This window comes from Pseudopedobacter sp., assembly GCF_040392825.1.
Classification (GTDB): Bacteria; Bacteroidota; Bacteroidia; order Sphingobacteriales; family Sphingobacteriaceae; genus Pseudopedobacter.
Window position 1 is genome coordinate 1 of the sequence record NZ_JBEBVH010000118.1, and the last position, 11,471, is coordinate 11,471.

12 protein-coding genes are annotated in these 11,471 nt (G+C 37.7%); 3 read left to right on the forward strand and 9 right to left on the reverse strand.

All coding sequences use genetic code 11. The annotated features are described in order from the left end of the window. Positions 1-580: YggS family pyridoxal phosphate-dependent enzyme (locus tag ABWO41_RS09820; protein ID WP_353137177.1), on the reverse strand; the 580-nt coding region annotated here is incomplete at its 3' end. Positions 581-675: 95 nt separating this feature from the next. Next, the gene (locus tag ABWO41_RS09825; protein WP_353137180.1) at positions 676-906 is read right to left on the reverse strand and encodes a thioredoxin family protein; all 231 of its coding nucleotides are present in this window, start codon (positions 904-906) and stop codon (positions 676-678) included. Positions 907-996: 90 nt separating this feature from the next. Between ABWO41_RS09825 and pdxR the strand changes: the two genes are divergently transcribed. Then, positions 997-2,418, forward strand: a complete 1,422-nt coding sequence (gene pdxR / locus ABWO41_RS09830; protein ID WP_353137183.1) for a MocR-like pyridoxine biosynthesis transcription factor PdxR — start codon at positions 997-999, stop codon at positions 2,416-2,418. A gap of 50 nt (positions 2,419-2,468) precedes the next feature. On the opposite strand, the gene ABWO41_RS09835 is transcribed toward pdxR, so the two are convergent. Both ABWO41_RS09835 and ABWO41_RS09840 read right to left on the reverse strand, forming a co-directional pair. After that, complete coding sequence (locus tag ABWO41_RS09835) at positions 2,469-2,966, reverse strand: GNAT family N-acetyltransferase (protein WP_353137186.1); 498 nt, start codon at positions 2,964-2,966, stop codon at positions 2,469-2,471. Between the two features lie 90 nt (positions 2,967-3,056). Continuing rightward, positions 3,057-4,187 (reverse strand): aspartate aminotransferase family protein, encoded by a 1,131-nt coding sequence (locus tag ABWO41_RS09840; protein WP_353137189.1) that lies wholly within the window; start codon positions 4,185-4,187, stop codon positions 3,057-3,059. Between the two features lie 183 nt (positions 4,188-4,370). Between ABWO41_RS09840 and ABWO41_RS09845 the strand changes: the two genes are divergently transcribed. Beyond that, positions 4,371-4,757, forward strand: a complete 387-nt coding sequence (locus ABWO41_RS09845; RefSeq protein ID WP_353137192.1) for a DUF1398 domain-containing protein — start codon at positions 4,371-4,373, stop codon at positions 4,755-4,757. 108 nt (positions 4,758-4,865) lie between these two features. Here ABWO41_RS09845 and katG read toward each other — a convergent pair whose 3' ends face one another. From katG to ABWO41_RS09865, 4 genes are all read right to left on the reverse strand, one after another. Further along, complete coding sequence (gene katG / locus ABWO41_RS09850; RefSeq protein ID WP_353137194.1) at positions 4,866-7,139, reverse strand: catalase/peroxidase HPI; 2,274 nt, start codon at positions 7,137-7,139, stop codon at positions 4,866-4,868. A gap of 219 nt (positions 7,140-7,358) precedes the next feature. Then, complete coding sequence (locus tag ABWO41_RS09855; protein ID WP_353137196.1) at positions 7,359-8,009, reverse strand: hypothetical protein; 651 nt, start codon at positions 8,007-8,009, stop codon at positions 7,359-7,361. 59 nt (positions 8,010-8,068) lie between these two features. Continuing rightward, entirely contained in the window at positions 8,069-8,638 is a 570-nt protein-coding gene (locus ABWO41_RS09860; RefSeq protein ID WP_353137198.1) for a pentapeptide repeat-containing protein, read from the reverse strand. An 11-nt stretch (positions 8,639-8,649) separates the two neighbouring features. Continuing rightward, positions 8,650-9,804 carry an MFS transporter gene (locus ABWO41_RS09865; RefSeq protein ID WP_353137201.1) on the reverse strand — a complete coding sequence of 385 codons (1,155 nt, stop codon included), beginning with the start codon at positions 9,802-9,804 and terminating at the stop codon, positions 8,650-8,652. A 140-nt stretch (positions 9,805-9,944) separates the two neighbouring features. Between ABWO41_RS09865 and ABWO41_RS09870 the strand changes: the two genes are divergently transcribed. Continuing rightward, positions 9,945-10,526, forward strand: coding sequence for a PhnA domain-containing protein (locus ABWO41_RS09870; protein ID WP_353137203.1), 582 nt, complete (start codon positions 9,945-9,947; stop codon positions 10,524-10,526). A gap of 100 nt (positions 10,527-10,626) precedes the next feature. Here ABWO41_RS09870 and ABWO41_RS09875 read toward each other — a convergent pair whose 3' ends face one another. Further along, positions 10,627-11,175, reverse strand: coding sequence for a ferritin (locus tag ABWO41_RS09875; RefSeq protein WP_353137205.1), 549 nt, complete (start codon positions 11,173-11,175; stop codon positions 10,627-10,629). Positions 11,176-11,471 lie beyond the last annotated feature (296 nt).

Consider the following 11,471-nt stretch of genomic DNA (forward strand, 5'->3'; position numbering starts at 1 on the left):
TATCTAACGCAGCAATAGCAGTTTGTATATTTTTCAGTAACCGGAAACATTGGCGTACTTTTTCGGTTTCGGCGCTAAACAGACCGATAGTCATTAGCCCTTTTATTTTTATGGTTTCAAATGGTGCTATTTGTTTAACCAGTTTAATAACATTGTCGGGGTGTACCCCAAACTTGCTTTCTTCAAGGGAAGTATTTACCTGTATCAGAACATCTATAGATTTATTTGCAAATAATAATCGCTGATGTAATTTTTCTGCCAAATCAAACCGATCTAACGATTGTATACAGGTTACGTTATATTTTAAAACATCTTTTACTTTGTTGGTTTGCAGATGTCCGATGAAATGATTGGTATGGGCAGTATCCTTCAATTCATTAAATTTCTCTTTGAGTTCCTGTACTCTGTTTTCAGCTATTAATGTCTGTCCGGTACGTAAGGCAATTTTAATACGTTCTGCCGGAACCGTCTTGGTTGCCAGTAATAATTTTACACTTTCTACCGGGCGGCCAGCTTTTATACAAGCCTTTTTGATACGTTCCTGAATGGTATTTATATTTTGAATTATTGGATCAGTCATTCAAAGAGTGCTTTTTTCGTTTTTCCGGGCAAAGGAGATGAGGAGGCTGTCTCCGACATTTGCTGCATACAAACATAGAAGACAGCATTTGAACTTTACTTTACATTTTCTATAGACGCTCCAAAATTAATATGGAGCACATTTCCGTTGTTTAGTACCAGCGCCGGAACAGATTTTACACCGGCTGTTTTTGCTTCCTCAATTCTGGCTTTATTGCTCCCCAGATGAACAACTTCTACTTCTTCCGAAGGAATAAGATTTAAAATATCCTGTTCTGCGCTTACGCATACAGGACAGCCTGCATGATAAAAGGTTGCTTTTTTCATAATTATAATTTTTTAATGTTCCGCATTACAAAAGTATTATACCTTTGGTATATCTTAGTGATACAGATTTTTTAAAAACAGATAGTCCAGATGTTACGACCTTGGAAATTGGAAATTGCCATCGATTCGCAATCAGGCAAGGCTATTTACCTTCAGATTGCAGATAAGATTATTGAGGCTATACAAACAGGAAGATTAAAAGCAGGAGAGCCCCTTCCTGGTAGCAGAAACCTTTCCATCTTGTTAAAGGTAAACCGTAATACGATTGTAGATGCGTTACAGGTACTAATTAATGAAGGCTGGCTGATTTCGAAAGAGCGAAAAGGAACATTTGTCGCTGATATAGTACCCAAATTTAACAAATCAGGTGGCATAGAAGCGATTCCTGTTATTCATACTGAGATTTCAATAACTAAGGAACGTGTCGCTTTTGATGACGGAAACCCAGATAGTAAAATTGCTCCGGTTACAGAACTTGCCAGAGCTTATCGCCAAATTTTTGGCAGAAAAGCCCGTTGGCAGATGATGGATTATGGAGATCCGATGGGAGATCTGGAATTTAGAAGGGCCATTATGCAAATGCTAAACCACCAGAGAGGGATGAGGTTACATGAAGATATGTTGTGCATTACCAGAGGAAGTCAGATGGCTATGTACCTGATTGCCCAATGTCTCATAGAGAAAGGAGATAGCGTAATAGTAGAAAATCCGGGCTATAAACCTGCATGGCAAGCATTTGAGCATGCCGGTGCAAAATTGATTCCTGTACCTGTAGATGAAAATGGAGTTAAAGTAGATGAAATAACTAAACTGTTAAAAAAGAATAAGAAGATAAAGGCTGTTTATACAACACCACACCGGCAATATCCTACAACGGTTACGTTGAGTTTACAGAGACGTATGGAGCTGATTGAGCTTTCTAATGAGTATGGTTTTTTGATCATCGAAGATGATTATGATAACGAGTTTCATTTTGGATATCGTCCGGTTATGCCCATTTCAAGTTATGTAGAGCTCAAAAATTATATCTATGTGGGGACTTTGAGTAAAGTAGTTGCCCCAGCGTTGCGTATTGGTTATTTGGCTTGTAATGTACCGCAATTTATCGAACGTATAGGCAGGCTCCGAAAAATCATCGATGTGCAAAGTGACAATATTATGGAGCAAGCTATTTTGCAATTGATTCAGGATGGAACTTTGAAACGTCATATCCGGAAGGCTACACATCATTATAAAAATAAAAGAGATTATGTAATCGGCCTGTTAGACAGATCTTTAAAAGATAAGATCGAATATATAGCACCTGAGGGCGGGTTAGCATTCTGGATTACACCAAAGAAGCTGGTAGATTGGAAAAAATTATCAGCACAATTATCGAAAAAAGGGGTAAAGATTGTAACTCCCGAAAAATATAGTTATGCCGAACCTGTAAATGGCTTTCGCCTGGGCTATGGTTCACTTAATGAAGCGCAGCTAGAAGAAGGGACAGAAATACTGGGTAAACTGTTATAATAAAAATGGCCGTTACTTCAAACAGCCATTTTTATATTTACTTTCCAGTTTTATTTCCACCAATGATAGTAATTATGCAGTCCGTCATATTCAAAACCGCAACGTGGGTATAATTGATTCCCAATGGCATTTGTTTTTTCGGTTTCCAGCATCAAACCGCAGGCACCTGTTTCAGCACACCATTGTTTACAACGGTCAATAATTGCCACAGAAAGTCCAATACCCCGATAATCAGGATGGACAAAAAGATCACTGAGCAACCATTGTTTTTCCAGCTTAATATAATGGAATAATTCATATAACTGCACAAAGCCAGCAGCTATACCGTCAACATAAGCCAAAAAAATATGCGATTCGTTATTGTTTAATCTTTCCCGTAAAAATTGTTTTCCCCGCTCATAATCAGAAGGCTGTCTATAAAAGATACGATACATATCAAATAATTTGGCTGCATCCTCTAAATTTTCAATTGTAGCCTTTGATAAGATTACCTTTTCTCTTTTTACATTTACTGCTTGTGAGCTTAATTGTGCATTTACTGTTGACATATTTGATAGTTTAATATTGAATTCCAAATATCTCAAATAACTGGTTGGTTTATTTGGTCCAGTTTTAAGACAATCCAATGGTCCAGAGAACTAAGCCAGTTCCTTTTTTAAAGCATTCAAAAACAAATCAGCATGCTCATATGTGAAATTTAACGGCGGCAATAACCTTATAACATTAGGTTTTGCCTCTCCGGTAATAATGTGGTGTTTGTTTATTAAGGCTGTCCTTATATTTTCAAACTCGTCCACAGTTTCAATCCCAATCATTAAGCCTCTGCCACGTACCTCTTTTAAGTTATTGAATTTTCTAAGTTCATTTAAAAGATAATTGCCAATCAGGTTTGCATTTTCAATTAATCTTTCTTCTTCAATTATATTTAATACAGCTAATGCAGCAGAGCAAGCTAATGGATTTCCTCCAAAAGTGGTTCCTAAAGAGCCGTATTCTGATTTAAATAGCGGGTTAATCATTAAACCGGCGACGGGGAAACCATTCCCCATTCCTTTTGCCAGGGTGTATATGTCTGCATTAATACCACTATAGTCATGTGAGAAAAAACTGCCAGTTCTTCCATAGCCACATTGTATCGCATCAGCTATCAAATAGGCTCCATACTGGTCACACAACCTGCGAATTTTCTGTAAGAATTCATTCTGTGAAATATGGATGCCGCTTACGCCCTGTATGCCTTCAATAATAACAGATGATATTTCATCTCCCATTTCAGAAAATGTAGCTTCTAATGCATTCAGGTCGTTATGTGGTAAAAAAATTATATGCGTTGTCTCATTAACAGGAGCTGCAATAGCAGAAATATTTGTAGCAGCTGCGGTAAGAGAAGTTCTTCCATGAAAGGAACCTGTAAAAGCAACTACCTTTTTTCTTCCATTTTGGTAAGATGCCAGCTTTAATGCATTTTCGTTAGCTTCGGCTCCCGAGTTACATAAGAATAAATTATAATTTTCTTTACCGCTAATCGTTCCCAGTTTATCGGCTATCTGCTCCTGAATAGAAATTCGTACACTATTGGAATAAAAACCCAATAAATTCAATTGCCGACTAACTTCTGACACATAATGAGGGTGAGTATGTCCAACAGATATAACAGCATGTCCGCCAAACATATCCAGATATTGAGTTCCGGATTTATCCCAAACAAAACAACCCTTTCCCTTTGTAATCTCTAAATCGAGCCTTTTGTAAACCTCAACTATTTTCATGTTTAAAATTTTTATAAATATCAGGGAACGGCTTTGCTTAAACCAATCCAGTTTCTAAAAAATAAAGTAGTCCAGAGAGATATAAATGCTTGGAAAACAATACGTAGATTTGTGTGTCCAACTGTAATACGCTACATTTTGAGATTAAGATTACTGTGATTGTGACAATAAAAATATAAGCTGATGTTTACATTAGAACAAATTAAAGAAGCCCATAGCCAGGTAAAATCGGGAGCAGATTTTCCGGCTTATGTCAGAAAAATTAAAACATTAGGTGTAACGTACTATGAAACCTATGTCTCAGATGGACATACGGATTATTATGGAACAGATGGCTATAAAATAACTTCACTTCCAAAATATGATGTGTTAAATATTGCTGAAAGAGCGAAGGACATACAATTCAAAAAGGATTTAAAAGCTCATCAGGAAGGTAAAACAGATTATTTTATGTTCTGTGATGATGCTTCGAAATCAGGTATAGAAAAATGGACCGTGTGTGCCGAAGAAATGACTTGTACTTACTATGATAAGGCTGCTAACAAGATTTTAGTAGAGAAAATACCTTGATTTTTATAAAACATTCATTGAAAGTGTTTAGGTACTGCTTCCTCAAATATTAAAAAAGGCACTCTGTCAAAAGTGCCTTTTTAATTAAAATTCAGAAAATTGTTATTTTTAGACCTTTAAATCAAATCTGTCTAAGTCCATTACCTTGCTCCAGGCGGCGATAAAATCATTAACAAATTTTTCTTTGGCGTCGTTACTTGCATAAACTTCGGCCAATGCCCTTAATTCGGCGTTAGATCCGAAAACCAGATCACTTCTGGTCCCGGTCCATTTAGGCTGACCTGTTTTGCGACAGACTCCCAAATAGACTTCTTTTGTCTGATCCATCGCTTTCCACTCAGTTCCCATATCCAATAAATTTACAAAGAAATCATTGGTTAATTGTCCCGGGCGATCTGTAAATATACCATGTTTAGAGTTATCGTAGTTAGTGTCTAAAGCGCGCATGCCACCTACTAAAACAGTTAGTTCCGGAGCTGTTAAAGTCAATAAATGAGCTTTATCAATTAATAACTCTTCTGTGGAAACTGCCTGGTTTTTGTACTTGCGATAATTTCTGAATCCGTCTGCAACAGGTTCCAGGTATGCTATAGAATCTATTTCGGTTTGTTCCTGAGAAGCATCCATGCGACCCGGAGTAAATGGAACAGTAACGTTATAACCAGCATCGTTAGCAGCTTTTTCAACCGCGGCTACTCCACCTAAAACTATTAAATCTGCTAATGAAACTCTTTTGCCTGTTGCATTGAATTGATTTTGCAATCCCTCTAAAGCGTTTAAGACCTTGGTTAGTTGTGCAGGATTGTTAACTTCCCAACTTTTCATTGGTTCTAAACGGATTCGGGCACCGTTTGCTCCGCCACGTTTATCAGATCCACGGAAAGTAGATGCAGAAGCCCAGGCGGTAGATACCAGTTCAGGAACAGATAATCCCAATCCTAAAATCTGTTGTTTTAAAGATGTGACATCCGTTTCGTTAATTAATTCATGATTAACCGCAGGAATAGGATCCTGCCAAATAAATATTTCCTGAGGAACTTCGGGACCTAAATAGCGTTCACGCGGACCCATATCGCGATGTGTGAGTTTAAACCATGCTTTCGCAAATGCATCTGCAAATTCTTGTGGATTATCGCGGAAACGACGGGAGATTTTTCCATATTCCGGATCGAAACGCAGTGACAAGTCCGTAGTTAACATGCGTGGTTTAATTTTTTTATTAGGATCGTGTGCATGAGGAATAATCTCTTCAGCATTTTTAGCTTCCCATTGGTGTGCTCCTGCGGGAGACTTACTGAGTTCCCATTCAAAATCGAATAGGTATTCAAAAAATAGATTAGACCATTCTGTTGGTTTACTTGTCCAGGTAACTTCCAGGCCAGAAGTAATGGTGTCGCCACCTTTACCTGTTCCATAAGAGTTGTGCCAGCCTAAGCCTTGCATTTCCATATCGGCAGATTCGGGTTCTTTTCCAACATGATCTGCAGAGGCAGCTCCATGAGTTTTACCAAAGGTATGACCTCCTGCGATTAAGGCGATGGTTTCTTCATCATTCATGGCCATTCGGCCAAAAGTGTCACGTATGTCTTTGGCTGCTAAAATTGGATCAGGATTTCCGTCTGGCCCTTCCGGATTTACGTAGATTAAACCCATTTGCACTGCAGCCAGAGGATTTTCCAAATCACGGGAGTGGACTTTGCCATCAGCATCGTCATCAGAAACTAAAACACCATGGTTCTCAACAACACCTTCCGACCCATGAGCATAACGTACATCACCACCTAACCAGGTGTTTTCAGAACCCCAATAAACATCTGTATTTGGTTCCCAAACATCTTCACGTCCGCCTGCGAATCCGAGTGGCTCGAATCCCATTGATTCCAGAGCAACATTTCCGGTTAATATCAATAAGTCGGCCCAGGAAATTTTACGACCATATTTTTGTTTAATCGGCCATAATAAACGACGGGCTTTATCTAAACTTACATTATCTGGCCAGGAGTTTAAGGGAGCAAAACGTTGTTGTCCTTCCCCTGCACCTCCACGACCATCCTGAACACGATAAGTTCCTGCGCTGTGCCAGGCCATGCGAATAAATAATGGACCGTAATGTCCGAAATCTGCTGGCCACCAATCCTGAGAATCAGTCATTAACGCATGTAAATCTCTTTTTACAGCAGCTAAATCCAAACTTTCAAACTCTCTGGCATAATTAAAGCCTTTATCCATTGGATTAGATTTGGTATCATGTTGCCTTAGGATACTAACTTTTAATTGGTTTGGCCACCAATCTCTATTCTGAGTACCTCCACCTGCAACGCTGTTACGCAATGTTCCGTTATGAAATGGACATTTGCTGATGTCGTTTGATTCTTTTTCCATTTTTAGAAGTTATTAGGTTAACACTTTTTTCCTTTTGACGTTCTATAAAATTAAGAGATTAGCTGAGATAATTAAAATCAATTAATTTTATATTCCAATAGTGAAAAGCTATAAGTGTATTGCCGTTTAGATAAAATGGGGAAATCTGCTGGATAAGGCAAAGGGGTAGATCAACGTGGAGTTTGCAATAACTGATGTTATAGACGTGTCCCGTTATCTTTATTCACTTATATCAAAGTGTTGGAGCTTTACTTTTGACTGGTCTATGTTTATGAGTTTAATGTTATCATTGTAGAGCTGGAAATAGTCAGTTTCTGACCAGCTCCAGCTTTTTTCTTCTCGCATATTCATTCCGTTTGCTTTAAAGAATACCGAAATTCTGTTTCCTTTTGTTGTCAAAATGATTTCATCAAACGTATCCTGTGTTGTCGATGTATTAGGTGTTGTTGGACAAGCTTCAAGTTTATTTAGTGAGGCTGAATCGTTTTTAAACCAATGTCTAAGAAAGTTTAAATGTTTGTCTGAACATTGATAACCCAAATCTAATGCGGTCAATATTTCACATTTTAAATTACTTCTATTTTCAGTATAGTCTCCGTCCCACCAACATTCATTCCCAATGAAGGTTACCACATAGCCCAATACCGCTTTTTCTGGGGCTGAGATTGTTTTACAAAATTCTTTGTTGATGACAATAGAATTGCTGCTGTCACGCCAAAGAAATTTTATTGTCTTGTCTGTTAGTGTAAAGGTTTCTGCAGATTCAATTTTATTTGTATCTGATGTGCCGGCATCGGCAACTTTGTTTTTTTCAGGGATTAGTTTGCAAGAAGTTAGCAGAATTAATGCAACTATAAATAAATATTTCATTCTTGCCTGGTATTGAGAGTCTAAGACTGTCTTATATAGGATGGATAAAACAAAAAAAATCAATCTACCTCTATATTATATTTAGTTAAAAGACCAGGTAAACCTGATGTGCTGAATCTTGCTTTTTTGATATAATTATTTTCAGGATCTATCTGAAATCCCCATGCGGTCCTGAAGTCTGCCTTTTCTATAATGGTATTATCAAAAATAGCCATGTTAAGATTGCACTCTTCAAAACTTGCGGTGCTTAGGTCACTCTGGGAAAAGTCGACTCCTTCTAAGTGACAGTTATAGAATTTTGTTTTTCTGATTTTATTTTGGAAAAAAGACGAGTGGCTTAAGTTGCAGTTCTCGAAAGTAAAGGCCAGTCCAAATTGATTACAGCTATCAAACCTTAAGCCAAGCATTTTGCAGTTTTTAAAATGGGTATCTCTAAAAGCAGTATCATTTGTTTTTGCCATGCTCAGGTTGCAGTCTCTGAATTCGAATTCCATGAATTTGACGTGGGAAATATCGGTTTCATAAAAATTGCAATTGATAAATACGCAATTTTCATATTCAGAAAAGGCGCGGATGTCTTCTATTACGAAATCTACATTTTCATACTTTTTATCTTCTGCGTATCCCATATAATTTATGCCTATTTGGTTTTTTTGTTCAAGATAAGAAAACTTAATGCCAAAGTAGCACCGCTAAGAGCCATGCCAATTCCGACTAAAAGAGGAGAGTTGTAGGCGAATCCATAAACCAGAGGAAGGCCTCCAAAGTAAGCTCCAAATGTATTGCCTATATTAAAGCTAGCCTGTCCTGCAGCAGCAGCCAATGTTTCGGAACCTTTAGCGGTATTAATCAACATCATTTGCAAAGGTGACCCTGCAGTAAAAGAAACAATACCGGTAACAAAAGACATGATATAGGCTGCGGCAGCTATGTGAGATGTGAAATAAACAATAATTAAACATATAGCCATAGAACTGAAGGATACAATTGCTGCCTGTGTAGCACCTATGGTATCGGATAATTTTCCGCCAATAAGATTCCCAAAACACATTCCAAGTCCTACCAGGATCATGATAAAAGGTATCTGGTTTGGATTTAGCTTCGTGATGTTGGTCATTAGCGGAGCTATATAGCTTAACCAGGCAAATAAACCGCCGGTTCCAATTGAAATAACTGCAACGAGCAACCATGCTTTCCAGGTTTTAAAGAATTGAAGCTGACCTTTTAAAGAGGTTTCATTCTCGTTTTTTACATTTGGCAGCCATACTTTTACCGCCATCATAGTAGCCAGGCCAAATAAGGCAATAACAGCATATGAAATTCTCCATGAAAAATGATGCCCTACAAATGTGCCTAAGGGTACACCGGCAAGATTAGCAATGGTCATACCTGTAAACATGATACTAATGGCTTGTGCCTCTTTTCCGCGATCTGCAATTTTTGCCGCTACGACAGACCCAACGCCAAAGAATGCACCGTGAGGCAGCCCCGAAAGGAATCGTAATAGCATTAAGGAATTATGTTCGGGAGCAAATGCAAATAAACCATTAAATATGGTAAACAACAGCATCAGCCAGATTAATACCTTCTTAGACGGATATTTGGAAGCCAGCATCACTAATAAGGGAGCTCCAACAACAACACCTAACGCATAAAGTGCTATTAGATGGCCTGCAGTTGGAATATCTATTTGAAGGTCTTTAGCTATGTCCGGCAGAATTCCCATCATGGTGAATTCTGTCATTCCAATAGCAAAAGATCCGAAGGCAAGGGAAAGCAAACTTTTTTTCAACATCTCAATAAGAAAATTAAGGGCGCAAAGATACATTTTGGACACCATGATATATGAATGTCTATTTAAATAATACAATTTAAAGACCAATGAGGTGTCTCTATCGTAAATAAAATATTAGATTTGAAATTTATAACCGAAAGATGAAATTAGAACAAGAATTGCAAGAAAGAAGCGGAAATACTTGCGAATTGTGTCATTCGACCGAAAAATTAATGGTTTACGAGGCTAAACCAGATTCAATCACCACCTTAGAGAATACATTTCTGGTTTGCGAGAAGTGTTTAAATCAAATAAATAGAACAGAAGAATTAGAACCATCGCATTGGACAGTGTTAGGTGAAACGATGTGGAGTGAGATTCCTGCAGTTCAGGTTGTAGCATGGAGAATGCTGAACAGATTGAAAAATGAGGCCTGGGCACAGGACAATTTAGATATTCTATATCTGGATGACGAAACGCTTGAATGGGCAAAAGCTGCAGGTGATGAACATAATAGTGGTAATGCAGAAGTGCATAAAGACAGTAATGGTAATCAGCTTTTTGACGGAGATTCTGTTGTACTTATAAAAACTTTGGATGTAAAAGGATCATCTTTAAGTGCGAAATTAGGAACAGTGGTAAAAGGTATTAAACTGGATCCGAACAATCATGAATATATAGAAGGCAGGGTAGAAGGGCAGATGATTGTGATATTAACCAAATACGTTAGAAAGCAGTCCTAAAGTATAAATGATGTTTCCTGAATTTTTATAGATAATTCAGGAAACACCATTCCGTAAGGAAAATTTTAAAGTAGAATAAACCTTATATAATTTTCATCTGCTATAACAGTGGATTTTCTTCATCTGCTGTTGGGAATTCCTGTCCTGTTTCTCCAATATCTTTATTCAGTTCGTAAATAGAGGCATGAGAAGCATCTTTTCCTCCTGCCAGATTAACTTTGTCAAGCAGGGTTAATGCAAGCTTTTCTTCTTCTCTTTGTTCGGCTACCAGCCATTGTAAAAAGTTGAAGGTAGCCCAGTCTCTTTCAGACATACTTAAATCTACCAGTCTGTAAATAGCTTCACTGTTTTCGATTTCCTGTTGTAGAACCATTTCGAAACATTCTTTTGTGTTTGTAGGTTCTGGAGATGGTTTGGGTATGGCTTCTATAGTTACTTTACCTCCTCTTTCCTGAATATATTCCATAATTTTAGCCATGTGGACACGTTCTTCCTGACTGTGTTTTATCAGAAATGCAGAAATTCCGTCTAGTTTAGCATCATCTGCCCAGCTTGATAACATTAAATACACCTGAGCAGAAAATGCTTCTAATGTAACCTGAGCATTAAGTGCCTGGTTCATTCTCTGAGATAGTCTATTGGTTTCCATAGTAAGATATTTGTATAATTATGTATTTAACCCGTAGAAGCGGAATTTGGTTTTGCTTTTTGTGGAGTAATAAGAGGTATTTGCTATCGTAAAGTTTTTTTAGCATTGTTATGGATAGATGACGGATCCTTCGTTTATATATTTTCCTTCCTAACTTAACGTCTGTGTGAAACGGGTACACATTCGCACCAAGTTAATGCAGATGCCACTCATCATTTCGTCAGGCAGGCATCCCATTATAAAAGTAATACACTTTGCATATTGGATTATTTCTTCAAGTCTCCCTGTATTGATGT

What these genes read in the sequence shown, in the direction of transcription:
- ABWO41_RS09825 (WP_353137180.1), bottom strand. Translation starts at nt 906, where the DNA reads ATGAAAAAAGCAACCTTTTATCATGCAGGCTGTCCTGTATGCGTAAGC.
- pdxR (WP_353137183.1), top strand. Translation starts at nt 997, where the DNA reads ATGTTACGACCTTGGAAATTGGAAATTGCCATCGATTCGCAATCAGGC.
- ABWO41_RS09835 (WP_353137186.1), bottom strand. Translation starts at nt 2,966, where the DNA reads ATGTCAACAGTAAATGCACAATTAAGCTCACAAGCAGTAAATGTAAAA.
- ABWO41_RS09840 (WP_353137189.1), bottom strand. Translation starts at nt 4,187, where the DNA reads ATGAAAATAGTTGAGGTTTACAAAAGGCTCGATTTAGAGATTACAAAG.
- ABWO41_RS09845 (WP_353137192.1), top strand. Translation starts at nt 4,371, where the DNA reads ATGTTTACATTAGAACAAATTAAAGAAGCCCATAGCCAGGTAAAATCG.
- katG (WP_353137194.1), bottom strand. Translation starts at nt 7,139, where the DNA reads ATGGAAAAAGAATCAAACGACATCAGCAAATGTCCATTTCATAACGGA.
- ABWO41_RS09855 (WP_353137196.1), bottom strand. Translation starts at nt 8,009, where the DNA reads ATGAAATATTTATTTATAGTTGCATTAATTCTGCTAACTTCTTGCAAA.
- ABWO41_RS09860 (WP_353137198.1), bottom strand. Translation starts at nt 8,638, where the DNA reads ATGGGATACGCAGAAGATAAAAAGTATGAAAATGTAGATTTCGTAATA.
- ABWO41_RS09865 (WP_353137201.1), bottom strand. Translation starts at nt 9,804, where the DNA reads ATGTTGAAAAAAAGTTTGCTTTCCCTTGCCTTCGGATCTTTTGCTATT.
- ABWO41_RS09870 (WP_353137203.1), top strand. Translation starts at nt 9,945, where the DNA reads ATGAAATTAGAACAAGAATTGCAAGAAAGAAGCGGAAATACTTGCGAA.
- ABWO41_RS09875 (WP_353137205.1), bottom strand. Translation starts at nt 11,175, where the DNA reads ATGGAAACCAATAGACTATCTCAGAGAATGAACCAGGCACTTAATGCT.